This window comes from Kitasatospora sp. NPDC051702 (assembly GCF_040681575.1).
In the GTDB taxonomy this organism is placed as follows: Bacteria; Actinomycetota; Actinomycetes; order Streptomycetales; family Streptomycetaceae; genus Kitasatospora.
The window spans coordinates 104,704-126,960 of sequence record NZ_JBFAZB010000013.1; the positions used below are offsets into that span (position 1 = coordinate 104,704).

At 74.4% G+C, this 22,257-nt stretch carries 18 protein-coding genes; 7 read left to right on the plus strand and 11 right to left on the minus strand.

Annotated features, from left to right (window positions below):
* Positions 1–74 precede the first annotated feature (74 nt).
* Entirely contained in the window at positions 75–1,574 is a 1,500-nt protein-coding gene (gene radA, locus AB0N04_RS14295; RefSeq protein WP_360212712.1) for a DNA repair protein RadA, read from the minus strand.
* Positions 1,575–1,816: 242 nt separating this feature from the next.
* Here radA and AB0N04_RS14300 point away from each other — a divergent pair, with 242 nt between their 5' ends.
* The gene (locus tag AB0N04_RS14300) at positions 1,817–3,811 is read left to right on the plus strand and encodes a sigma-70 family RNA polymerase sigma factor (protein ID WP_360212710.1); all 1,995 of its coding nucleotides are present in this window, start codon (positions 1,817–1,819) and stop codon (positions 3,809–3,811) included.
* A gap of 51 nt (positions 3,812–3,862) precedes the next feature.
* Here the strand turns inward: AB0N04_RS14300 and AB0N04_RS14305 are convergent, their stop codons facing one another.
* Positions 3,863–5,197 (minus strand): DUF1254 domain-containing protein, encoded by a 1,335-nt coding sequence (locus AB0N04_RS14305; RefSeq protein WP_360212708.1) that lies wholly within the window; start codon positions 5,195–5,197, stop codon positions 3,863–3,865.
* Positions 5,198–5,324: 127 nt separating this feature from the next.
* Positions 5,325–6,668, minus strand: a complete 1,344-nt coding sequence (locus AB0N04_RS14310; protein ID WP_360212706.1) for a DUF1254 domain-containing protein — start codon at positions 6,666–6,668, stop codon at positions 5,325–5,327.
* 235 nt (positions 6,669–6,903) lie between these two features.
* On the opposite strand from AB0N04_RS14310, the gene AB0N04_RS14315 reads away from it, so the two are divergent.
* Positions 6,904–7,944, plus strand: a complete 1,041-nt coding sequence (locus tag AB0N04_RS14315; RefSeq protein ID WP_360212704.1) for an NAD-dependent epimerase/dehydratase family protein — start codon at positions 6,904–6,906, stop codon at positions 7,942–7,944.
* A gap of 197 nt (positions 7,945–8,141) precedes the next feature.
* On the opposite strand, the gene AB0N04_RS14320 is transcribed toward AB0N04_RS14315, so the two are convergent.
* Positions 8,142–9,191, minus strand: coding sequence for a family 2 encapsulin nanocompartment cargo protein polyprenyl transferase (locus tag AB0N04_RS14320; RefSeq protein WP_360212702.1), 1,050 nt, complete (start codon positions 9,189–9,191; stop codon positions 8,142–8,144).
* 262 nt (positions 9,192–9,453) lie between these two features.
* On the minus strand, positions 9,454–10,875 hold the full coding sequence (locus AB0N04_RS14325) for a family 2B encapsulin nanocompartment shell protein (protein ID WP_360212700.1): 1,422 nt from the start codon (positions 10,873–10,875) through the stop codon (positions 9,454–9,456).
* A gap of 385 nt (positions 10,876–11,260) precedes the next feature.
* On the opposite strand from AB0N04_RS14325, the gene AB0N04_RS14330 reads away from it, so the two are divergent.
* Entirely contained in the window at positions 11,261–12,337 is a 1,077-nt protein-coding gene (locus AB0N04_RS14330; protein ID WP_360212698.1) for an ATP-grasp domain-containing protein, read from the plus strand.
* Positions 12,338–12,426: 89 nt separating this feature from the next.
* Here AB0N04_RS14330 and AB0N04_RS14335 read toward each other — a convergent pair whose 3' ends face one another.
* The 3 genes from AB0N04_RS14335 to AB0N04_RS14345 form a co-directional block, all read right to left on the minus strand.
* A complete protein-coding gene (locus AB0N04_RS14335) occupies positions 12,427–12,972 on the minus strand; it encodes a methylated-DNA--[protein]-cysteine S-methyltransferase (RefSeq protein WP_360212696.1) in 546 nt (181 codons plus the stop codon).
* Positions 12,973–13,175: 203 nt separating this feature from the next.
* Entirely contained in the window at positions 13,176–13,409 is a 234-nt protein-coding gene (locus tag AB0N04_RS14340; protein ID WP_360212694.1) for a hypothetical protein, read from the minus strand.
* 229 nt (positions 13,410–13,638) lie between these two features.
* Positions 13,639–14,997, minus strand: coding sequence for an MFS transporter (locus AB0N04_RS14345; RefSeq protein WP_360212692.1), 1,359 nt, complete (start codon positions 14,995–14,997; stop codon positions 13,639–13,641).
* 209 nt (positions 14,998–15,206) lie between these two features.
* On the opposite strand from AB0N04_RS14345, the gene AB0N04_RS14350 reads away from it, so the two are divergent.
* Positions 15,207–16,013 carry a hypothetical protein gene (locus AB0N04_RS14350; RefSeq protein WP_360212690.1) on the plus strand — a complete coding sequence of 269 codons (807 nt, stop codon included), beginning with the start codon at positions 15,207–15,209 and terminating at the stop codon, positions 16,011–16,013.
* Here the strand turns inward: AB0N04_RS14350 and AB0N04_RS14355 are convergent.
* From AB0N04_RS14355 to AB0N04_RS14365, 3 genes are all read right to left on the minus strand, one after another.
* Complete coding sequence (locus tag AB0N04_RS14355; RefSeq protein ID WP_360212688.1) at positions 15,917–16,975, minus strand: serine/threonine-protein kinase; 1,059 nt, start codon at positions 16,973–16,975, stop codon at positions 15,917–15,919. The genes AB0N04_RS14350 and AB0N04_RS14355 overlap by 97 nt on opposite strands.
* Entirely contained in the window at positions 16,972–18,816 is a 1,845-nt protein-coding gene (locus AB0N04_RS14360) for an ABC transporter ATP-binding protein (protein ID WP_360212686.1), read from the minus strand. Before AB0N04_RS14360 ends, AB0N04_RS14355 begins: the two co-directional genes overlap by 4 nt.
* 538 nt (positions 18,817–19,354) lie before the next feature.
* Positions 19,355–19,816: an NUDIX domain-containing protein gene (locus AB0N04_RS14365; protein WP_360212684.1), complete on the minus strand. Its 462-nt coding sequence runs from the start codon at positions 19,814–19,816 to the stop codon at positions 19,355–19,357.
* Between the two features lie 16 nt (positions 19,817–19,832).
* Here AB0N04_RS14365 and AB0N04_RS14370 point away from each other — a divergent pair, with 16 nt between their 5' ends.
* The 3 genes from AB0N04_RS14370 to AB0N04_RS14380 all read left to right on the plus strand — a co-directional run bounded on the left by AB0N04_RS14370 (position 19,833) and on the right by AB0N04_RS14380 (position 22,176).
* Entirely contained in the window at positions 19,833–20,612 is a 780-nt protein-coding gene (locus tag AB0N04_RS14370) for a GntR family transcriptional regulator (RefSeq protein WP_360212682.1), read from the plus strand.
* 914 nt (positions 20,613–21,526) lie between these two features.
* Entirely contained in the window at positions 21,527–21,775 is a 249-nt protein-coding gene (locus AB0N04_RS14375; RefSeq protein WP_360212680.1) for a hypothetical protein, read from the plus strand.
* Positions 21,775–22,176, plus strand: coding sequence for a WhiB family transcriptional regulator (locus AB0N04_RS14380; protein WP_360212678.1), 402 nt, complete (start codon positions 21,775–21,777; stop codon positions 22,174–22,176). The genes AB0N04_RS14375 and AB0N04_RS14380 overlap by 1 nt, the downstream gene beginning before the upstream one ends.
* Positions 22,177–22,257: the final 81 nt, after the last annotated feature.

Sequence of the window (22,257 nt, forward strand, 5' to 3'; positions counted from 1 at the left end):
TACCGCTCGGTACTGCCTACTGGCCAATGAGACTGGGGAAAGTCTAACTGCGTGCGGCATCGACAGGGCTTGGGTCAGCGCAGTTCGTCGGAGTCGAGCGGCTCCCAGCCGTCCATCAGCTCCTCCGGATCGGCGACGACCCGGGCCGAACGGGGGGCCGGCGGCGCCGACGGTGCCTCACCACGGGGCTTGGCGGCGGCCCGGCGGCGGCCCGGGATCGCCCGCAGCGCCTCGCCGATGTCGGCCACCTCCACCACCTTCATGCCCGGCGGCACCTTGCCCGGGTCCGGCGGCACGAGGGCGTGCGTGAAGCCCAGCCGGTGCGCCTCGGCGAGCCGCCGCTGCACACCCGTCACCCGCCGCACCTCGCCCGCCAGGCCGACCTCGCCGATCGCCACCAGGTTGCTGGGCAGCGGGGTGTCGGAGGAGGAGCTGGCCACCGCGAGCGCGACCGCGAGGTCGGCGGACGGCTCGCTCAGCTTCACCCCGCCCACCGTCGCGGTGTAGATGTCCTGCTTGCCGAGCTTCACCCCGCCGTGCCGCTCGACCACCGCCAGGATCATCGCGATCCGCGGCGACTCCAGGCCAGAGGTGGTGCGCCGCGGCGACGGGATCTGCGAATCCACCATCAGCGCCTGCACCTCCGCGACCAGCGGCCGCTTGCCCTCCAGCGTGACGGTGAGGCAGGTGCCCGGGACGGGCTTGTCACGCCTGGTCAGGAAGAGGCCGGACGGATCCGCCAGACCGGCGATGCCCTCGTCGTGCAGCTCGAAGCAGCCGACCTCGTCCGTCGCGCCGTAGCGGTTCTTGACCCCGCGGATGAGCCGCAGCCGGGCGTGGCGGTCCCCCTCGAAGCTGAGCACGACGTCCACCAGGTGCTCCAGCAGGCGTGGGCCCGCGATCTGGCCGTCCTTGGTGACGTGGCCGACCAGCAGCGTGGCCATGCCGCGCTCCTTGGACGCCCGGATCAGCGCGCCCGCCACCTCGCGGACCTGGGCCGGGCCGCCGGGGGCGCCGTCCAGCTCGGCGGAGGCGATGGTCTGCACCGAGTCCAGGATCAGCAGGCCGGGGTTGACCGCCTCGACGTGCCCGAGCACGGCGCCGAGGTCGGACTCGGCGGCGAGGTAGAGGTGGTCGGAGAGGGCGTTGATGCGGTCCGCCCGCAGCCGCACCTGGCCGGCCGACTCCTCGCCCGTGACGTAGAGGGTGCGGTGCTGGTCGGAGGCCGCCTTGGCCGCGACGTCCAGCAGCAGGGTGGACTTGCCGACGCCGGGCTCGCCCGCCAACAGGACCACCGCGCCCGGGACCAGCCCGCCGCCGAGCACCCTGTCCAGCTCCGGAACGCCCGTCGAACGCGCCGTCGCGACCTGGCCGTCGACCTGGGCGATCGGGCGGGCGGGCGCGCTGACCGGGCCGGCGGCGGTCGTCCGGATCGGCACCGCGCCGTACTCCTCGACCGTGCCCCAGGCGTTGCACTCCGGGCAGCGGCCGACCCACTTGGGCAGCTGGTTGCCGCACTCGGTGCAGCGGTACGCCGGGCGCGGCTTGGCGGTGGTCTTGGTACGGGCAGCCATGCGGCCACCGTAGCGCCTGGGTCTGACACCGCCGGACGAGCGCGGGGCGCGGGCCCCTCGCGGGCGCTCCGCCCGGCGGGGTGCACGGCCCGGGGCGGGGCGGGGTACACGGGCCGGGGCGGGCGGATGCACGGGCCGGGGCCGGGCGGCGTCCACACAGATGGACGATGTTGTTACCCGAAAGAAGTACATACGCGGCGAACGGCCGGGGCCCACCGCCCGCCGTCTCTACCGTCGGACGGGTGACAACGCGTACTGAAGCACCGCCGGCCGCCGTGCTCGCGGCGTACGACCGGCAGGTGGACGGCCTGTTCACCTACTGCCTCTCGGTGCTGTGCGAGCACGACGCGGCCGCCGCCGCCCTGCACGAGGTCCGCGAGCTGGCCCGGCGGCACGGCGCCCGGCTCGCCGAGCCCGGGCTGGTCCGGGCCTGGCTGTTCGCACTGGCCAGGTACTGCTGCCTGCGGCGTCTGGCGGACGGCGCCGGCCGGGAGCCCGGAGCGGAGCCGGCCGAGGCCGAGGCGGCCCGGCGGCGGCGCGAGCTGGCCTCGCTCGCCTGGCCGGAGGCGGCCGGCACCGATCCCGAGCAGCGCGAGGCGCTGGAGCTGTCCGTCCGGCACCGGCTGACCCCGCACGAGGCGGCGGCCGTCCTGGGGCTGCCGTTCGAACGGACCCGCGCCCTGCTCGCCGCCGCCGAGGCCGAGGTGGCCCGGACCAGGGCCGCGCTGCTGGTGCTCGGGGTGGGCAGCTGCCCGGAGCTCGACCGGCTCGGCGGGGCCGGGGCGGAGTCCTGGCGGGACTGGGTGCTCGGTCCGGCGCTGCGCCGGGAGCTGGTGCAGCACGTGGTCGACTGCCCGACCTGCCGGGGGACGGCGGAACGGGTGGGCGACGAGGCGGCGGAGGGCTCGGCCGGGCTGTCCGGGCTGGCGCTGCTGACCGCGCCCGCGGCCGCACCGGTGGAGGGCGGGGCGGCGGACGGCGGGGCCGCGGAGGGCGGGACGGGCACGCACGAGGCGGGCGAGGACGGCGCGGCGGGCTACCTGCCGACGGCGTCCGGGGCCGCCCGGCGGGCCCGGCGGGCGGCCGGGGCCCCGGCGGTGGATCCGGGACTGCGGTTCGACCAGGGCGGCTTCCCCCGGCACCGGGCGCCGGACACGGGCCGCGCGCTGGCGGTCCGCCGGCGGGTGGTGACCACCGGGGTGCTGGCCGCCGTCCTGGCCGCGCCGGTGGTCGCGCTCTGGGCGGGGCACCGCGGCGTCGGCGAGTCGGGGTCGGCGGCCTCGGTCTCCACGGTGCGGGTGGAGGAGGCCGGCCGGGCGGGCGGGCAGCTGCCACCGGACGCGCGGCCGTCGGCGGGTGATCCGGCCGGCCCGGAGTCGTCCGCGGTCCCCGGGATGGAGTTGGCGGGTGCCGGGGCGGTCACGTCCGGTTCCGGCACTGCAGAAACGTTGTTCCCCGGGATTCCGCGGCTCGCCCTCCAGGGACCGGCCGTACCGGTACCGGCCAGCGGCGCGACCCCGATCGGCAGCCCCACCCTGGTCGCCGCCCCCGCCCCCGCGGTCGAGCGGGTCACCGCTCCCTGGCCGGGCCAGGCCGCACCGGCCGCGACCGGGCTGCTCACCGTCGAGGCCGGCGAGTACGGCAACCGGACCGTCCTCACACTCACCAACTCCGGTGCCACCGAGATCCGTTGGCGTGCCGCGCCGGACGCCGGCTGGCTCCGGCTCAGCCGTGACTCCGGGACGCTGGCCCCGGGCCAGCGGATCACCGTGATCGTCACGGTGGACGAGGACCTCGCCCCCACGACGCACTGGACCGCCCGGATCGCGCTGCCGCCCTCGCAGGCGGTCGTCACCCTGGAGGGCGGCCCGCACAACCGGGGCGGTTCGGCCTCCTCCCCCGCCGACCCGGGCCCGACCGCCACGGCGGCTCCGGGGACGACACCCGGTCCCACACCGACCGGCTCGACGGGCTCGAGCGGTTCGACCGGCTCAACGCCCGGTGGCACTCCGAGCGGGACCCCGCGACCGTCCGGATCGGCGACGGCGTCCCCGTCCCCGTCGGGTTCGCCCTCCTCCGCGCCGCCGTCGTCCTCGCCCTCCTCCTCGCCGAGCTCCTCACCGAGCTCCTCGCCGTCCGCGCACCCGTCCTCGCAGCCCTCCTCGCAGCCGTCCTCGCAGCCGTCGGGCTCTCCCACGGCCGCCCCGGCGGGCGGCGCGTCCCCGGCCGCGCGCTGAGGCACCCGGACGGCGGGGGGGGGGACGGGCGGAGCGGTACGGCCCGAGCGGTCAGCTCCGCCGGATCGGCGGCACCCGGTAGCTGCCGTCCAGCACGGCCTGCTTCGGCTGGTAGAGCCGGATGATCGGACGGAACTCGCCGGGCGGCGTGGGCAGCCAGTTGGCCGCCGTCGGCCCGTCCTCGGGTTCCTCGTGCTGGAGCGTCAGGGTGAGCGAGCCGTCCTCGCCGTAGACCAGGCCCGGGGTGCGGTCGCCGATCGAGTAGCGCCCGATCGGGTTCTCCACCAGGTAGTAGTCCGGCAGCCCGTACATCGTGACGGACCAGAAGGCCTCGGCCGGCGGCGGCTGGTCGAAGTGCAGCGTGTAGCGGTGCTCGCCGCTGAGCGGGCGGCCGTCGGAGTCGTCGTAGGTCATCGCGTAGGACGCCTCGTAGGCGTGGTTGCCCCAGAGGCCGGCCCGGGCGGCGGCGGCCCGGCTGAGGTAGCCGGCGCGGCGGTCGGGGATGCGCCAGTCGGGTTCGTCGCGGGTCCCGGGCCCCAGGTGGTCGATGTTGTAGTCGAACAGGTGGAGCGCCGAACGCCACTCGCCGAGCGGGTGGTCCTCGGGCGGGCGGGTGGCGTCCTCGACCCGCTCCCGGCCGGCGGCCAGGCCCCTGCCCAGCGCGAGCGTCCAGTCCGCGGCGGCCGCGCGGTACGGCGAGGCACCCGGGTCCAGGAGGCCGAGCGGGGCGAAGCGCCGCTGGTACTCGACGTCCGGCCCGGCCGGCAGGAAGGCCTGCATCCAGACCCTGAGCCGTTCGAAGAAGGCCAGCCGCTCGGGGACGTCCGGGTCCGGCTCGGGCAGCCCGGCGACCAGCCCGCCGGGCTCCAACGGCTCCAGGGTGAGGGCGGCCTGGAGGGCCTTGACCCGGGGGAGGTCGCGCGGGCCGGTGCAGGCGAAGCGGCCGACGATGGTCGCCACCGTGGTCGGCACCTCGATCACCCGGGTCGGGTCGGGCGGTGTGCCGTGCCAGCCCGGCGGGACGACCAGCCAGGTCTGTTCCTCGGTGCCGGTGGCACGGCTCCCGAGGTAGGCGACGTTGTCCGTCCAGGCCCCGACGAACTGCAGCACGTAGTAGGCGCCCGCGGTGTCCGGGACGCGCAGCACCTGCGGGCCCTCGGAGAGGTCGAGCTGGGCGACCGAGTAGACGGTGTCGTTGTTGACCGAGACGAAGTGGTCCCTGGGCCCGGCCAGCCGGGTGGCGTGGCTGAAGTGGTTGAACTCCGCCACCGGCAGGGTGCCCAGGCCGCCCTTGGTGAAGCGCTCGACCATGGTGAGGCCGGCGACGAGCGGGTAGCCGTAGACGTAGGCGTCGGCGGCCAGGGCCTCCAGCTCGGGCTGGGTCATCGGGTGTCCTTCGTCAGGTCGGTGCGGGGATGCCGGTCGGGTGCCTGTGGGATGCCTGTCGGGTGCCTGTGGGGTGCCTGTCGGGTGTCGGCGCTCGCCGTGGGCGGTCACCTCGGCGGCGGGGCGGTCACCGCGGGTCGAGCGGCGGGAGCCGCCAGCGGCCGTCGAGCACGGAGCGGTCCGGCCCGTAGAGCCGGGCGACCACCGAGAACGGGCCGTCCGGGGCGGGCAGCCAGTTGGCGGAGTGCCCGGCGTCGGCGGGGCGCTTGTGCCGGACGTGGAGGGTGAGTCCGCCGTCCGGGTCGCGGACCAGGCCCGGGGTGCGGTCGCCGATCGAGTAGCGGTCCAGGGTGTTGTCGACCAACAGGCGGTCCGGGAGCCCGTACATGGTGACCGACCAGAAGAACCGGGCCGGTGGCAGGTCGTCCGGGCCGAAGCGGATCACGTAGTCGCGGTCGCTCGCGTTCGGCGGCCGGTTGCCGGCGCTGTCGACCGGCCAGCCGCCGTACCAGGCCTCCTCGGCAGGCAGCCCGTAGAGGCCGAGCCCGGCGCCCACCGCCTGGCCGAGGAAGTCCGCGCCGACCTCCCCACGGGTGCCGAACAACCCGGCCGAGGTGCCGGGTTCACCGGTGGCGCGGGCCAGCCGGGCGCGGCCGCCGGCGATGCCGCGCTCGATCTCGGCGCGCACCGCGAGGGGCAGTGCGGCGGGTTCGAACTCGCCGCGGCCGTCGACGCCCAGGTCGGTGAGGCGCCCGCGCAGGTCGGTCTCGGCGGGCGGCAGCGCGACCTCGCCGTGCAGCGGGAAGAAGCCGAGCAGGAAGTCGAGGAAGGTCAGGAACTCGACGGTGCCGAGCACCTCCTCGCGCCACACCGGCCAGACCGGCTCCGGCGCGGGGGCGGGCGCCGGGGTGCCCGCGTAGGCGTGCAGCGGGCGCAGCCGGTAGCCCTGCTGGACGGCCGACAGCTCGGCGAGCTCCGCCGGTGTCCCGCCGGCCAGCTGGGTCCGGCCGACGATCCCGACCAGCCGGGTCGCGGTGCGGATCACCCCGCGGACGCCGGGGGGCGGCTCGCCCTGCCAGCCGGGGCCGGCCACCAGGTGGTCGCCGGCCTCCGGGCCGGTGGTCCGGCTGCCGATGAACCCGGCGTAGACGGTGTCGAGTTCGTGCAGCGGGAGGACGTAGTAGCGGTCCGTCGCCGGGACCGACACCACCCACGGCTCGGCGCGCAGGTCCAGCCAGGCCCAGGAGTACGGGGTGTCGTTGTTCGGGGTGACGACGTCGGTGTCGGCCGGGGTGGACGGCCGCCGGTGGTGGCGGAAGACGCCGAAGCCGCCGACGTGGCGCGGGTCCGCGTCGTCCAGGGCCTGCGCGTACAGGGTGCGGTAGTTCCGCAGCATCGGGTAGGCGCGGATCCAGGCCTCGGCGACCGTCGCACGGATGGTGGCCGGGTCCACGAGTGCCGGGTTGGCCATGCGCGTCGCTCTCCCCAGTGCACGGAAGGCCGGCGACGCCGGGGCGGGCCGGAATTCTGGACATACGAGTACATAGCGGATGCTATGCGGGGCCGGGCGGGGCGGCACGTCGGCCGACCGGTGGGGGGCGGTGCGGCGCGGGGCCGATGGGGCGGGGTGGGGCGGGCCCGGCGGCCCGCTCTGCCCAGCGCTAAGCGAGGGTCACCGACGGCCGGCCGCGGACAGACTTGCCCGCATGAAGATCCTCCTGCTCGGCGGCTCGTCCTTCCTCGGACGGGCCTACGCATCCGACGCCCTCGCCCGCGGCCACGAGGTGACCACCTTCAACCGCGGCCGCACCACCGCCGACCTGCCCGGTGTCGAGACCGTCCGGGGCGACCGCGACCGCGCCGACGACCTCGCCCGGCTCGTCGAGGGCCGCAGCTGGGACGCAGTCGTCGACACCTCCGCGCAGCAGCCCGCCCAGGCGGCGGCCTCCGCCGCACTGCTGCGCGGCCGGGCCGACCACTACACCTTCGTCTCCTCCGTGCACGCCTTCGCCGACTGGCCCGCCGGAACCGTCACCGAGGACTCGCCCCTGCACCCCTGCCCCGCCGACACCCCTCCCGGCCAGCCGCCCGGCAACCCGCTCAAGGCGGGCTGCGAACGGGCGGTCCTCGACGGCTTCGGCGCCGAACGCTCGCTGATCCTCAACAGCGGGCTGCTCATCGGCCCGCACGAGAACGGCGGACGGCTGCCCTGGTGGCTGGAACGGATGGCCCGCGGCGGGCGGGTGCTGGCCCCCGGCGACCGCCGGCGCACCATGCAGGTGATCGACGTCCGGGACTTCGCCGCCTTCGGGCTCGACCTGCTCACCGTGGGAACCACCGGTCGCTACGTCACCACGGCCCCGCCCGGACTGCTCACCTTCGGCCAGTGGCTGGAGACCTGCCGGGAGGTGGCCGGCGCCGCGGACACCGAGCTGGTCTGGGTCGACGACGCGGCGCTGCTCGCCGAGGGGCCGGACCAGGTCGAGCCGTGGAGCGAACTCCCGCTCTGGGCACCCGACGTGCCCGAGCTGACGGGCGTCTGGCTCGCCGACACCGGCCGGGCCCGGGCGGCCGGGCTGCGCTGCCGGCCCTTCGCCGAGACCGCGCGGGACACCTGGGAGTGGCTGCGCAGCCGCGGCCCGGCCGAGGACACCGACGCCGAGGGGCGGAAGGGCCGCAAGGAGGCCGCGGTGCGGCAGGGCATCGAACCGGCCAAGGAGCAGCGGCTGCTGGCCGCCTTCGGCTGAGCCCCGCGCCGGCTCCGGGACGGGACGCCGGGATCGGCCTCAGCGGCCGGGCCCGGCGACGTGGACGGCGCCGGGGCCTGGAAGGGCCTCAGTGGCCGACCCGACGCTGCCGGTGCACGCAGGGCGCGGGGCCTGGACGGGCACGCCGCAGGGGTGGGCGACCGGGCCGGGCCGGCGCCCACCCCTGCCGCCCCGGGTCAGTGCTTGCGGCGGGTGACCAGTTCGGCGAGCGCCAGCAGTTCGTCCGCCGCGGACGGTTCCGGAACGGCGGTGGCCAGCTGGGCCATCGCCGCGGCCATCCGCTCGCAGGACTCGCCCTGCGCCCAGCCGCGCCCGCCGGCGCCCTCGACGGCAGCCGCGCACTGCGCCAACTCCTCCGGGCTGAGCGGGCGTTCCAGCGCGTACAGTTCGCCCAGCCGGGCACCCTCGGGGGTGCCGGAACCGAGCGCCGCGACCACCGGCAGCGACTTCTTCCTGGCGACCAGGTCCGCGCCCACCGGCTTGCCCGTCACCGCGGGGTCGCCCCAGATTCCGATCAGGTCGTCGATCAGCTGGAAGGCCAGGCCGATCTCCCGGCCGAAGCCGTCCATCGCCTGCGCGGCCTCCGTCGAACCGCCCCCGTACAGGGCCCCCATCGCGCAGGCGGCGCCGAGCAGGGCCCCGGTCTTCGCCTCCGCCATCGCCAGGCACTCGGTGAGGGAGACGTCGCTGCGCTGCTCGAAGGCGCAGTCGATCTGCTGCCCCTCGCAGAGCTCGACCACGCAGTCGGTGAGCCGCCGGGCGGACTCCCGGGCAGCCGGGTCCGGGTCCTCGGCGAGCAGCCGGAGCGCCAGCGAGTGCATGGCGTCCCCGGCCAGGATGGCCTCGGTGGTGCCGAACACCCTCCAGGCGGTGGGGCGGTGGCGGCGCGTCACGTCGCGGTCGATGACGTCGTCGTGGAGCAGGGTGAAGTTGTGCACCAGCTCGACGGCGGCGGCCGCCGCGGTGGCCCTGGCCGGGGTGCCGCCGAGCGCCTGGGCCGCGGCGAGCACCAGGGCCGGCCGGATCGCCTTGCCGGAGGGGGCGGCCGAGGGCGAGCCGTCCGCCTCCCACCAGCCGAAGTGGTAGCCGGCGACCTTGCGCATCGCGCCCGGCAGCGAGTCGACGGCGGCCCGCAGGACCGGGTCGACCAGCGTGCGGGCCCGGGCGAGGACGCCCTCCGCCTCGTGCCCCTCCCGGTGGTCCCGTTCCAGCGTGGAGCTCGTCATGGGTTTCTCCCCCCTGTTGGCCTGTGGTGAGGCCGTCGGGCCTGCGACAGGATGTGTCGGCCCGCCCGGGGCGGGCCGCTGTGAAGTACCGGCGGTGGGGCGCTCGGCCCGCACGAAGGCGCGCCGCCCGGCCCGGGGTGTGGGCGCCCCGGCCGGGCGGCGCGGGACGGCCGGCCGGCGTCGGTTCCGGTGGTCGGCGTTCGGTGCACACCGCTCCGGTGGTCGCCGTTCCGGCGTCGGTTCCGTGGTCGCCGGCCGCGTTCTAGCGCTGCGCGATGTCCACGTTCTCCAGGACGCCGACCGCGTCCGGCACCAGGATCGCGGCGGAGTAGTAGGCGCTGACCAGGTAGGAAATGATGGCCGTCTCGTCGATTCCCATGAACCGCACCGAAAGGCCCGGCTGGTACTCGTCCGGAATTCCGGTCTGGTGCAGGCCGATGACGCCCTGGTTGTCCTCGCCGACGCGCATCGCGATGATCGAGCTGGTGTGGCCGCCGACGATCGGGATCTTGTTGCACGGGAAGACCGGCACCCCGCGCCAGGCGGTGACGTGCCGCCCCTCGACCTCCACCGTGCCGGGCACGAGGCCGCGCTTGTTGCACTCGCGGCCGAAGGCGGCGATGGCCTTGGGGTGGGCGAGGAACATCCTGGTGCCGCGGCGCCGGCTGAGCAGCTCGTCCATGTCGTCCGGGGTGGGCGGCCCGGAGTGGGTCTGGATGCGCTGGTCGTACGCCGCGTTCTCCAGCAGGCCGAACTCGGGGTTGTTGACCAGCTCGTGCTCCTGGCGCTCGCGCAGCGCCTCGATGGTCAGCCGCAGCTGGTGCTCCGTCTGGTTCATCGGCTGGTTGTAGAGGTCGGCGACCCGGGTGTGGACCCTGAGGATGGTCTGCGCGACGCTCAGCTCGTACTCGCGCGGCCTGAGCTCGTAGTCCACGAAGGCGCCGGGCAGCTCGTACTCGCCGTGGTGGCCGGCGGAGAGGTCGATCGCGGCCTCGCCGTGCTTGTTCTGCGCCTGCTGGAAGCCGTTCAGGTACTCGATGATCTGCAGCTGCAGCGCCTCGGAGCGGTCGTGCAGCTCCTGGAAGGCGGACCAGGGCAGGGCCATCACCGTGCCCGAGGTCGCGGCCCGGACGGTGTACGGCCAGGTGCCGTCCTCCTGCTGCAGGGCCTCGTCGCCGAGGTGGTCGCCGTCGGCGAGGGTGCCGACCACCGTCTCGTCGCCGTACTTGCCGGTGCCGATCCGCTCGAGCTTGCCGTGCGCGATCAGGAAGACCTCGTCGATCGCCGCCCCGGCCGAGACCAGGACGTCGCCGGCGCCGAAGTCCCGCTGGACGAAGCGCCCGGCCAGCTCCTCCAGCAGGGCCTCGTCCTGGAACCCGCGCAGCGCCGGCACCTCGGCGAGCGTCGGCGCGACGATCCGCACCTCGGGGCCGGTCTTGACGAAGCTCACCCGACCGCGGCCGACCGAGTGGCGCAGGCGGCGGTTGACCCGGTAGGTACCGCCGGACACCTGCACCCAGGGCAGCGTCCTGAGCAGCCAGCGCGGGCTGATGCCCTGCATCTGCGGCGCGGACTTGGTGGTGGTGGCGAGGTTCCGCGCACCTGCCGTGCTCAGACTCTGCTGCTGCCGGATCTCCGGCTGCGCGCCCGGCGCAGGAATACCGGCAGTGGTTTCGGTCGACATAAGGGGAGCCCTTCGCATACCCGATTACCCGATGACGTGTCGCCTTGCACATTCATGTTGCAGCTTCATGGTGAGGCCATTCGGGGGCGGGCCGCAATCACTCTTTCGAGTGGTTCGGAATAACCGAACAAATAGTACGACTGGATCACCTGATCGATGCTTGTTCGACTAATTATTCGAATTTATCGGAATGCCGCTGCCCATCCTCCCCCATCGACACCCCCTCCGGCAGCGGAACCGGGCAGCGGCCACCCGGACCGACCCGCTTGTTCGAATCCTCGCGACGGCCCGCTAGGGTGCCACCTCACAGGGCCGCCCGGGCAGTCGGCGCACGGTCCCGCCCCGCGCCCTGACACTCCGTCACGCCATGCCCCGGGAGGCAGCCTTGGGAGCGCCGGTACGCGTCTGGCTCAACCGCACCTACGCCGAGAACGTCTTCTTCATCGAGCAACTGCACGCCGCACCGCGCCCGGTGACCGTCCACGCCACCCACGCCGACCCCGACTCCCCGGTGCTCGCCGCCGCCGACCACGGCACCCTCGAACCCGCCGACCTGCCCGCCGACGCCTACGTCGGCTACGCCCTCGACTACTGCGCCCGGCACGCCATCACCGTCTTCGTCCCCCAGCTCCACCAACTCGCCGTGGCCCTCGCCCGGCCCGAGTTCGAGGCGATCGGCACCACCCTGCTCTCTCCCCCCGCCACCGCCGTCGCCGCCTACGCGGGAAAGGACGACGGCTACCGCGCGATATCCGCCGCCGGACTCCCCACCCCGCCCTGGTGGCGGGTCCGCACCGCCGCCGAACTCCACGAGGCCGTCGACCGGATCGAGGCCACCGGGCACACCCCCTGCCTCAAGCCCACCACCGGCGCGGGCGGCGCGGGCTTCCGGGTGCTCACCCGCGAGCCGTACGGGCCGCAGCGGCTGCACGGCTGGGACCACCGGGTCCAGGTCGAGCAGGTGGCCGCCGCGCTGTCCGGCGACCGGGCCGGCGGCGGGCCCGGGGAGGAGCCGGCGGACCTCCTGGTGATGCCGTACCTGGACGGGCCCGAGGTCTCGGTCGACTGCCTCGCCGACCGGGACGGCACCCCGCTCACCGCGGTCGGCCGCACCAAGGACGGCCGGCGGCGCGGCTTCACCACCGACCCGCGCTACCTGGAACCGGTCGGCCGACTGGTCCGGGCCGGCCGGATGGCCTACCTGTCCAACATCCAGTTCCGCGAACTGGACGGGCAGCCCGTGGTGATCGACGTCAACACCCGCCCCGCCGCCGGGCTCCACCAGCTCCGGCTGTGCGGGCTCAACCTGCCCTGGGACGCCGTCCGGCTGGCCCTCGGCGAACGACTGGAGGCCGTTCGGCCGCCGGACGTCCGGGGCGTCGAGTACACGCTGGTGTCCGGCATCCAGCCGGTCCGGCCGCGCCGGGCACCGGTGGCGGTCGACCTGGTGCGGCAGCACTGAGCCGGGCTCGGCAGGCGGCGGGACGTGGCGACGGGGCTCCGGGGCTCCGGGGCTCCGGGGCTCCGCAGGGACGCTGCGCCAGGGGCCGGCTACAGGGGGCCGTTCCAGTCGAGCGTCGGCTCCAGCACCCCCTCCAGGGTCAGCAGCCAGCGCTTCACCTCGATCCCCACCCGGCCGCCGCCGAAGCCGCCGATCCCGTCCGCCGCCACCACCCGGTGGCAGGGCACCAGCAGGGCGACGGGGTTGGCGGCCATCATCTGGCCGACGGTCCGCGCGGCCAGGCCGGGCTCGGTCACGTCCTCGAACACCCCGCTGCGGGAGGCCAGTTCGCCGTAGGTGATGGTCCCGCCGTACGGCACCTCCTGCCAGAGCGTGCGCAGCACCGTCCGGTGCGGGCCGGAACTCAGGCTCCAGTCGATCGGCAGGCCCAACTCCCGGCTGCGGCCCGCCAGATAGGCGCCGATGCGGTCCGTGACGGCGGCTATCCGCGACGCGTCGGTGCACGGCGGCAGCTCACCCTCCCGCACGCCGTACCCGGCGGCCGCCACGCCCAGCGGCGTCACCGCGACGTGCATCGGACCGCTGGGCAGCGGCGTCTCCACCGTCAGCCAGGACATCGACCGGGACTGCGACACGCTCGGGCCCCCACCCTCCGCCGGACCGGGTGCCGGCCACCCCGACACCCCCGGGGCAGGCCCGACCGGCCCGCCCCGCGCGCCATCGTACGGCGGGCGGGGCGGGGCACCTCCGGTTCCGGTTCCGGTTCCCGCTCCGGCTCCGGCTTCGGCTCCGGTTCCGGTTCCGGTTCCGGTTCCGGCGCGGTCGGACGCGGCAGCCGTCAGAGCCGCCCCTTCAGCTCCGCCGCGAGCGTCCGGGACCACCGCGACAGCTCGGCGCGGTCCGGCGTCCGTCCCTCGCACAGCAGGGCGAGCTGCGCGTCGTTGATCCGGTTGGGCCCCGGGACCTCCAGCAGGTACGCCAGCTCCGCCAGCACCGTGGCGAGCCGATCGGCGTCCGCGTGGTCCAGGGCGACCGCGGATTCGTGGTGGCTGATGGTGAGCGAACCGGGCATGGCCGACCTCCTCCGTCGTCCCCGCACCTCCACGGTACGACCGGCCCGGCCGCCGCGCTCCCCGCCGGGGCGACGGGGTTCGGCAGCCGGGCCGGAGGTGCGCTCCGAGGCCGGCCGGGCACGGTGGGCGACGAACCGCGCCGGGCCGGGGGTGCGCCCGCGGAGCGGGTCGGGTGGGGGCGGGCCGGCGGGCACGGGGTGGGAGGCCGAGGCCGGTGGGAGGCGGGCGTCAGGCTTCCGCGACCGGCTCCCGGTCGGGATGACCGGCGCCGCCGGGGCCGCCTGGGCCGCCGGGCTCGCCGGGACCGCCGCCCCAGGGCCGGTCACGGACCGCCGGAACCATCAACACCACGGCCCCCGCCGCGAGTTGCCAGACCACCCCGAGCAGCAGCACCCCGCCCACACCGATCCGGTCCGCCGCCGGCCCCGCCGCCGCCAGCCCCAGCGGGCCCAGCACGAAAGCGCCGAGCGCCCCGAACGAGTTCACCCGGCCGAGCACCTCGGGCGGCACCCAGGCCTGCATCGTCGTGGCGTACAGCGCCCCGCAGACCGCCGAGCCGACGCCCGCCGCCAGCGCGGCCGCCGCCACCCACGGCAGCGGCGCGCCGGCCGCCAGCGCCGCCGAGGGCAGGGCCCACCCCAGCGTCGCCACGGTGGCCACCGCGAGCGGCCGGCCCGGCCTGCGCCCGAGCATCAGCAGACCGCCCAGCACCGCGCCGACGCCGTACACGCCCATCACCACGCCCCAGGCGCGGGCGCCACCGAGGTGCCGCTGGGCGGTGAGCGGTCCGAGCACCAGGAACGGCGCCCACACCACCAGGTTGAACAGTCCGGTCTGTACGGTGGTGATCCAGAGCCACGGCCGGCCGGCGAACTCCTTCCACCCGGTGCGCAGTTCGGCGGCCATCGACTCCTCGCCGCCGGCCGCCGGCACCGTCCGCGGGGAGCTGCGGAGTCCGGCCAGGGCCAGCGCCCCGACGCCGTACGTCACCGCGTCCACCACCAGCACCACCGCCGGGCCGCACGCCGCCGTGAGCAGTCCGGCCGCCGCGGGCCCGGCCACCGCGGCCGCCGAACGGGACAGCCCCACCAGGGTGTTCGCGTCGCCCAGGAGCTCCCGTCGGCGCACCAGGTCGGGCACCACCGCCCCGAAGGCGGGCAGGAACAGCCCCTCGCCGACCCCCCAGACGGCCACCAGCGCGACCATCGCCCACACCGGCGCGTGCCCGGTCGCCAGCAGTGCGGCGAACAGCGCCTGGACGAGCCCCCGCAGGACGTCCGAGCCCAGCATCACCCGCCGCCGGCCGAACCGGTCCGCGATCAACCCGCCCGCCGGCAGGACCAGCACCACCGGCAGGATCCGGGCCGCCATCACCCACCCCAGGTCCGTGCCGTCGCCGCCCGCCCCCGCCCCGCCGCCATCGCCGCCCAGCACCGCGAAGGCCACCGCCACCGGTGCCATCGAGGAGCCGAGGAGGGAGGTCGTGTAGCCGACGAAGAACCGGCTGAAATCGCGCTCGCCCAGCACGGCGAGCCGGCCTCCCGGCCGCCGTCGGCGGGCCCGGATCCGTTCCGTGTCCACTGCCATGGGCAGCAAGTGTGCGTTCCACCGGGAACCGGATTCAAGGATTTCCGGGAAAAACTTGAGCCTTTCCGCATCAATTCTGCGCGCCCCTTGGATCGCCGCAGTAAATCACCAGGGAATAGCAGTTCAGCTGCTGTTCACCGGGCATCGGGAGTACTCTCGAAACGGCTCGGAACACCTCGTTTACTGCGGAAGAAATGGAAGGCCCCGGCATGACGGAGCTCCCCCCGGTCGAGTACGCCGTCGCCGTGGACCGCTACCTCTCCGACGCCGGGCTCGCCCCGGGATCCCGCCGGATCTACCGCATCGCCCTGGACACCTGGGCCTGGGCCCTCGCCGACCGCCCCGCCCCCACCGGCCCCGGACGACGGCGCGCCCGACCGCCCGTCCTCCCGCTCGCCCTGCTCGACCACCCGGACGCCGCCGGCCGCCTCCGCACCGCCGTCGAGCTCCGCACCACCGCGACCGACCCGCGCACGCTCAACCGCGAACTCTCCACCCTGCGCGCCGCCGTGGCCTGGTGGCGGGCCCGCGGCTGGCTCGTCGGCGACCCCACCACCGACCTGCGCCCCCGCCCGCCCGCCGGCCCGGCCGCCGCCCCGCTCACCCCCGACGAGCTCCGCGCCCTCTTCGCCCTCCGCGCCCCGCTGCGCGAGCAGGCGCTCTGGCACCTCCTCCACGAGTCCGGCGCCGCCATCGAGACCGTCCTCGCCCTCGACGCCGACGACCTCGACCTGCCCCACCGCCGCACCCTCCACCGGCCCGGCCGCACCGCCCTCCACTGGCAGGCCGGCACCGCCCGGCTGCTCCCCCTGCTCGTCGCCGGGCGCACCACCGGCCCGCTCTTCCTCACCGACCGCCGCGCCCCCGCCGGCACCCCGGCCGCCGACCGCTGCCCGCTCACCGGCCGCGCCCGGCTCTCCTACCGCCGCGCCGCCGAACTCCTCGCCACCCACTCCCGCCCGCTCACCACCCCGCCCGACCCCGCCTGGACCCTCCGGCGGCTCCGCAGGTCCTGAGGCATGTCGCCCGGGTCCGAGGCGTAGGAGTCCCCGTCGTCCGAGTCCGGGTCGCCGGCGTCCCTGTCGCCTGAGTCCGGGTCGCCGGAGTCCTCGTCGCCGGAGTCCGGGTCGTCGTAGTCCGGGTCGTCCACCGGCGGTGCCACCGCACGGCGGCTCTGCGGGAGCAACGCGTCCAGGCGGCCGGCCAGTTCGGGCAGGCCCGGACGGTCGGCCGGGTCCGGCCGCAGGCAGCCGTCGATCGCCTCGGCGAGCGGACGGGGCAGCCGGCGCGCCCGGCCCACCGGCGGCGCCGGGCCGTCCGGGGCCGGGCCGGCGAAGGGGACGTCCCCGGTGGCCGCCTCGTACAGGGTGATGCCGATCCCCCAGACGTCCGCGGCCGCCGTGAGCAGGCCCCCGTCGGCCTGCTCGGGGGCGAGGTAGCCGTCCGTCCCGATGCCCGGGCGCCCCCGGCCCGGCGGGCGGGCGATGCTCAGGTCGAGCACCTTGGCGTGGCGGCAGTCGATCACGATGTTGGAGGGCTTGAGGTCGAGGTGCAGCAGGCCCTGCCCGTGCAGGTAGCGCATCGCCGAGCAGAGGTGCAGCCCGAGCAGGGCCAGGTCGGTGGCGGCCGGCCGGCGGCTCCGCCGGTCGATGAGGTGGGCGAGGGTCTCGCCGGTCAGGGTCTCCAGGACCGCGTACGGCTGCGGGTGTTCGCCCGTGCCGTAGCCGCGCACCAGGTGCGGGTGGGTGAAGCCGGTCAGCCAGCGGCCCTCCTGGAGCAGCCGTTCGCGCAGCCGGCGGTCGCGGCGGCGGTCGGGCCGGAGCACCTTCACCACGCAGCGGCAGTCCCGTTCCTCGCTCCAGGCGTCGTAGACGTCGAGCCAGCCGGTGCGGCACAGGTGGGCCAGGACGGGGTAGCCGGGGGCGAGGGGTGTCCCCGCGGGCAGCGGAGGTCGGGTGTTCAGCGGTCGGGTGTTCATCGGACGGTCTCCTGCAGCAGTGTCGCGGGGACGGGCCGGGCATGCAGCCGGTCGAGCCGCGCGTAGCCGTCGTTGCGCGCCAGCAGCTCCTCGTGCGTACCGCAGTCGGCGAGGCGGCCGCCGTCGAGCAGCACGATCCGGTCGGCACTCCGGACGGTGAGCAGATTGTGCGAGATGATGATCGTGGTCCGCCCCCGCATCAGCCGTCCCAGCAGCTCCATGACCCGCTGCCCGGACCCCGCGTCGAGCCCGGTGGTCGGCTCGTCGAGGATCAGCACCGGCGCGTCGCGGACCATCGCCCGGGCGATCGCGAGCCGTTGGCGCTGCCCACCGGACAGCAGCCGGCCCTGCTGCCCCACCACGGTGTCGTAGCCGTCCGGCAACCCGACGACGAAGTCGTGCACGTCGGAGGCCCAGGCGGCGGCGAGGATCTCCGCGTCGCTCGCGTCCGGCCTCCCGTACGCGATGTTCTCCCGGACGGTGCCGTGGATCACCAGGGTCTCCTGCAGCAGCACCGTGACGTTGTCCCGCAGGTCCGCCAGCGCCAGCTCGCGCAGGTCGATCCCGTCCAGCCGGACGGCACCGCGCTCCGGGTCGTAGAACCGCAGCAGCAGCTTGGAGACCGTCGACTTGCCGGCCCCGCTCGCGCCGACCAGCGCCACCGTCTCGCCCGGTTCGGCGTGGAACGACACGTCGAACAGCGCCACCCTCTTCGACCCCGGGTAGCGGAACCACACCCCGTCGAAGGTCACCGCCCCGCGCACCCGGGCCGGTCTCAACGGCACCGGCGGATCGGCCACCTGCGGGCGCTGGTCGAGCAGTTCGATGATCCGCTCGGCGGCGGCAGAGGCCGAGTAGAGGCCGTTGCTGAGCCGCGAGATCCCCCGGATCGGCCCGTACAACCGGCCCAACAACGCCACGAAGACCAGCAGTTCGCCCAGCGTCAACCGCCCCCGGGACAGCTCCCAGGCGCCCAGCCCCAGCACGATCAGCCCGCCGGACAGCTCCAGCACCTCGACGATCGGCGCGAACAACGCCCGCAGCCGGGTCGCCGCCATCGTCGCCCGGAACCGCGCCAGGCTCTCCCGCAGGAACCGCTCCTGCTCCCAGTCCTGCCGGTTGTACGCCTGCACCAGCGCGATGTTGCCCAGCGTCTCCTCGGCGAGGGCGCTCACCGAACCGCTGCGCCGTCGCCGCTCCCGCGAAGCGGCCTTCACCAGCACCGAGAAGCGGCGCGCGAGGAACCAGAACAGCGGCGCCACCACCAGCGCGACCAGGGTGAGGTCCCAGCGCAGGTAGAACAGCACGGCCAGGAAGACGGCGAGCTCCGCGGCGTACGCGACGGCGTCGAGGACGCCCGACAGCAGGAACGTCTCGACCGCCTCGATGTCACCGGTCAGCCGGGACAGCACGTCACCGAGCCGCCGCCGCTCGAAGAACCCGAGCGACAGGCCCTGCAGGTGCCGGAACACGTCCGACCGCAGGGCCAACAGGAAGTGCTCGCTGACCCAGGCCGAGGTCGTCTCGTCGGCGAAGCGCAGGCCCCCCGCCACGACGGCCAGCCCGGCGTAGCCGAGCGCCACCGGCAGGAACAGCCCGAGCCTGCGCGGCACCAGCACCTCGTCGACGACGACCTTGAACAGCCAGATCGCGGCCGCGTCGACCACCGGGCCGAGCAGGACGAACCCCAGCAGGAGGGCCAGCCAGCGCCTGCCCCCGCGCGTGTAGGGCCAGAACCTCCCGAAGGTCCGCCGCAACGGCACCGCCGGAGCGGCGTCGACGACCGGCCGGCCGTCGCCCTCACCCGCACCGACGACCGTCAGCCGCCGCAGTGACCACACGGAACTCGTCCAACCCTGGGAACTCGGCCGGGCCCGGGGCCCGGCCCTGACAGGACGGCGGAGCCGTCAGTGCCGCGACGACGAAGTGCGCCGACGGCGACGGTGGGTGCCCGTCTTCGAGGTCCTGGTCGAGCGACCGGACTTGGTCCGCTTGTGCGGATGCCTCATCGCCGGAACCAGATTGGCCAGCATGCCCATCACTGTCTCCTTCCTCATCCGTTTCCCCACCAGGAGGTACGCACCACCCCGGCCCCCCGCTCACCCCCGCCCCACCCGATTCCGGAACCCGCCCGCCCCGCCACCCCGGCAACGACGAAGGGCCGGCCCCACCTGGTCACCAGGTGGAGCCGGCCCTTCACGCCGCGGAGCCCCCTGTCGGGTTCGAACCGACGACCCCCGCTTTACAAGATCAAACGCTCAGCGCCGGGACCGGGATGGTCACACCGCTCCCGTCAAGGCCATGGGCTCACAGAGACGCGCACGTGTGCCGACGTCCGGATGTGTTGATGTCAGGAGGTGATGTCAGCATCAGATCAACTCAAGCCACGAGTCGACGCCCATCATGCGCGCGCACCGCTGGATCGCCGAGGTTGAGCGCGTCCTGGACTCGGATGGCGTACATCTCTCCCATCTTCGCAACCGCGTCGTCGGGAGGAAGCCACTGCACAACAGTCGATTCGTCGGAAACGGCTGGTGTACCACCGACCGGGCGACATCGGAAGACCAAGGCGACCACGCCGAGGGTCATGTTCTTGTAGACGCCAGTCAGCCGCTCGACCTCCACGACGACGCCGGTTTCCTCCAACACCTCTCGGCAGACACCTGCCTCGACAGACTCTCCAAGCTCCAGTACTCCGCCAGGCGGTTCCCACGTGCTGTTGTCAGCGCGCCGAATGACCAGCACGTCACCGCCCTCTCGCACGACGACGCCAGCCACTGACACGGAGTGCAGCGGCGTTGACCGTCCCTGCTGCGTGCTGTTACTCATGTATATGAGCATAGGAGGTTCCACCCAAATGAGGAGTGGAAGCGTTCGCGAGACATCCTCGCCCCGGTACCTGCAGATCGCCGAGGACCTCGCAGAACAGATCCAGAAGGGCATCCTGCCCCCTGGCGAGAAGATCCCGAGCGAGTCCGAACTCATGGACCGCTACAAGGTCGCGCCCGGAACCGCGAGGAAGGCTGTCGCCGAGCTTCGAGCGACCGGCCTGATCGAGACCCACCACGGCCGCGGATCCTTCGTGAGGTCGCGGCCACCGGTCAAGCGCAAGTCGTCGGATCGCTTCCGTCGATCCCACCGGAAGGCAGGGAAGGCTGCCTACCTCGCCGAAGCCGAGCAGGCGGGTTCCACCCCATCGGTGCGAGTCCTATACATCGGCCCGACCGAAGCCTCGCCGGACATCGCCGAACGACTCTCGGTCTCGCCCGGGGCCCAGGTGCTGGCTCGCCGCAGGCTGTACTTCAGCGATGGCGTGCCAACCGAGGAAGCCACCTCCTACCTGCCCTGGGACATCGCGAAGGACATCCCCGAGCTGTTCGCCGAGAACCCGGGCGGCGGCGGCATCTACGCGCGCCTGGAGGACAACGGGCACATCCTCGCGGAGTTCACCGAGACCGTACGGGCCCGCCTCGCCACGAAGCCCGAGACGGCCACGCTGGACCTCAGCCCTGGCGCCCCCGTCATCCACCTGACACGCAATGCCGTCAGCAACTCGGGGCGCGTAGTCGAAGTCTGCGACACGCTGATGGCTGCCGACCGGTTCGTTCTGGACTACCGGATCCCCGCTACCGACTGACGCCACCTCAGCTTTGGCCGACCCTCCACGTGGCATTTCACGTGGAGGGTTGACTTATGTATAGGAGCAGTGCACTCTGATGCCCGTCACTCCTCTACATAAGTGCATGAGTGCTCATGTAGAGGAGTTCGGGGGGCCTTCTTTGGGCTGCTCTGAGCTGGACAGATACGCCCGGAAGTCGGCTCGTGAGGGTCGGCCAGGGAAGCTCAGTTCCTTGAGAACGTCGTCGCCGAGAGGTGCCGGCTTCATATCGATCGTGCGAGACCGACGCGAGGGCGGCGGTCGCGGAAGGCACCTAGGACGCGCACAGTGCGCGGCGCCGGGGAGTTGAACCACCGCGACACGTGCTCTCCCCCTACGCGTGGCATGCCACCCCTGTCGGGGTGTGGGGCCGGACGGACGCTGACCAGACCGATTACGTACGGCTGGATGGCGAGCCGAGTGGACCAGCGGAGTCTCAAAGCACGTGGCGGGTGACGACCGCCCCCGTGGCGACCGGGTGATGTCGCCGGCGGCAGCGAGCCACGCAGCACCCCGTTCCGGGGTGCGCCGCCCTGCTGGTGCTGAGCAGAGAGATGCACCGGACCCAGGCCCGAGAGACCTGACGCCCGTAAGGACGGGCAACCCCAATCAATCGCCCCGCCAGGGGCTTTGACCTCAGGAGCCTGCCATGAGCAAGGCCCATACTCGGCCCCGCCGCTGACAGCGGGCGGGGCTCACCGCTTCCAGTCGCTCACCAGCGATCACGGTCCCCGGCGCGCACCGATCGCCCCTGCGGCGGCCGGTTCGCGTCGGGCTCCGCGGCTGCTCGTGATCCGACGAGTTGCTGGGCCCGCATAAGGCGGGCCGCCGCGCTCCGGCCAAGGAACGCGCGGCGGCCCTGCGGGCCACCCACCACTAGACGAGGTGACCCCATGAAACTGTACGTCGCGGGCCGTGAGGCCTGGACGCCGCGCGAGTTCGCGGAGCTGGCACTCGGCGTCGGCGTCGACGTCGAGCTGTTTGTCGGCAGCGAGGACGAGAGCGACGCGGACCGGCTGGTTCGGCTGGACGCCGCGCGGGACATCCTGCGGGACCTGGACGGCCCCGCGGCCGCCTTCGGGTCCGCGCTGCTGCACACCGCCGCGCGCCGCCGGGTGCTGACGTGGAAGGCGGCCGCGTGATGCAGCTCCACAGTCTCCTGAACGGTGGCGCGACGCGCACGCCGCACCTGATGGCCCGGCCGGCGGCTACCGTGCTGGCCGAGTACACCCCGGATGGGGCCGGTGACCTGCGGGGCGCCGCCTGCCGCGGCGTCGACACCGACCTGTTCTACCCGGAAGTCGACGACGACACGGAGGACCTGGAGGCCGCGCTCGCCGCGGCCGAGTGGTCGGAGCGCCGGGCCCGGATGATCTGCGCCAGGTGCCCGGTGCGCGCGATGTGCCTGGAACTGGCCCTGCAGCGCCGAGAGCCCGCCGGCATCTTCGGCGGGATGACCGCCGCCGAGCGGACCGCGCTGCACCTCCAGCGTCAGCGCGCCGCCTACCGCCAGCGCCGCGCCGCCCGGGAGGCTCACCGATGAGCGACCCGACGCTCACCGCGCTCACGGCCGCTCACCGCGTGCTCACGACCCGCTCATCCCGCACCGGGAGGTGGTCGCGGT

Excerpts from the sequence above, each read along its gene's own strand:
- AB0N04_RS14365 (WP_360212684.1), bottom strand. The coding sequence starts at position 19,816 with ATGCTCATATACATGAGTAACAGCACGCAGCAGGGACGGTCAACGCCG.
- AB0N04_RS14380 (WP_360212678.1), top strand. The coding sequence starts at position 21,775 with ATGCAGCTCCACAGTCTCCTGAACGGTGGCGCGACGCGCACGCCGCAC.
- AB0N04_RS14305 (WP_360212708.1), bottom strand. The coding sequence starts at position 5,197 with ATGACCCAGCCCGAGCTGGAGGCCCTGGCCGCCGACGCCTACGTCTAC.
- AB0N04_RS14350 (WP_360212690.1), top strand. The coding sequence starts at position 15,207 with ATGACGGAGCTCCCCCCGGTCGAGTACGCCGTCGCCGTGGACCGCTAC.
- AB0N04_RS14325 (WP_360212700.1), bottom strand. The coding sequence starts at position 10,875 with ATGTCGACCGAAACCACTGCCGGTATTCCTGCGCCGGGCGCGCAGCCG.
- AB0N04_RS14355 (WP_360212688.1), bottom strand. The coding sequence starts at position 16,975 with ATGAACACCCGACCGCTGAACACCCGACCTCCGCTGCCCGCGGGGACA.
- AB0N04_RS14340 (WP_360212694.1), bottom strand. The coding sequence starts at position 13,409 with ATGCCCGGTTCGCTCACCATCAGCCACCACGAATCCGCGGTCGCCCTG.
- radA (WP_360212712.1), bottom strand. The coding sequence starts at position 1,574 with ATGGCTGCCCGTACCAAGACCACCGCCAAGCCGCGCCCGGCGTACCGC.
- AB0N04_RS14315 (WP_360212704.1), top strand. The coding sequence starts at position 6,904 with ATGAAGATCCTCCTGCTCGGCGGCTCGTCCTTCCTCGGACGGGCCTAC.
- AB0N04_RS14370 (WP_360212682.1), top strand. The coding sequence starts at position 19,833 with ATGAGGAGTGGAAGCGTTCGCGAGACATCCTCGCCCCGGTACCTGCAG.
- AB0N04_RS14310 (WP_360212706.1), bottom strand. The coding sequence starts at position 6,668 with ATGGCCAACCCGGCACTCGTGGACCCGGCCACCATCCGTGCGACGGTC.
- AB0N04_RS14345 (WP_360212692.1), bottom strand. The coding sequence starts at position 14,997 with ATGGCAGTGGACACGGAACGGATCCGGGCCCGCCGACGGCGGCCGGGA.
- AB0N04_RS14320 (WP_360212702.1), bottom strand. The coding sequence starts at position 9,191 with ATGACGAGCTCCACGCTGGAACGGGACCACCGGGAGGGGCACGAGGCG.
- AB0N04_RS14375 (WP_360212680.1), top strand. The coding sequence starts at position 21,527 with ATGAAACTGTACGTCGCGGGCCGTGAGGCCTGGACGCCGCGCGAGTTC.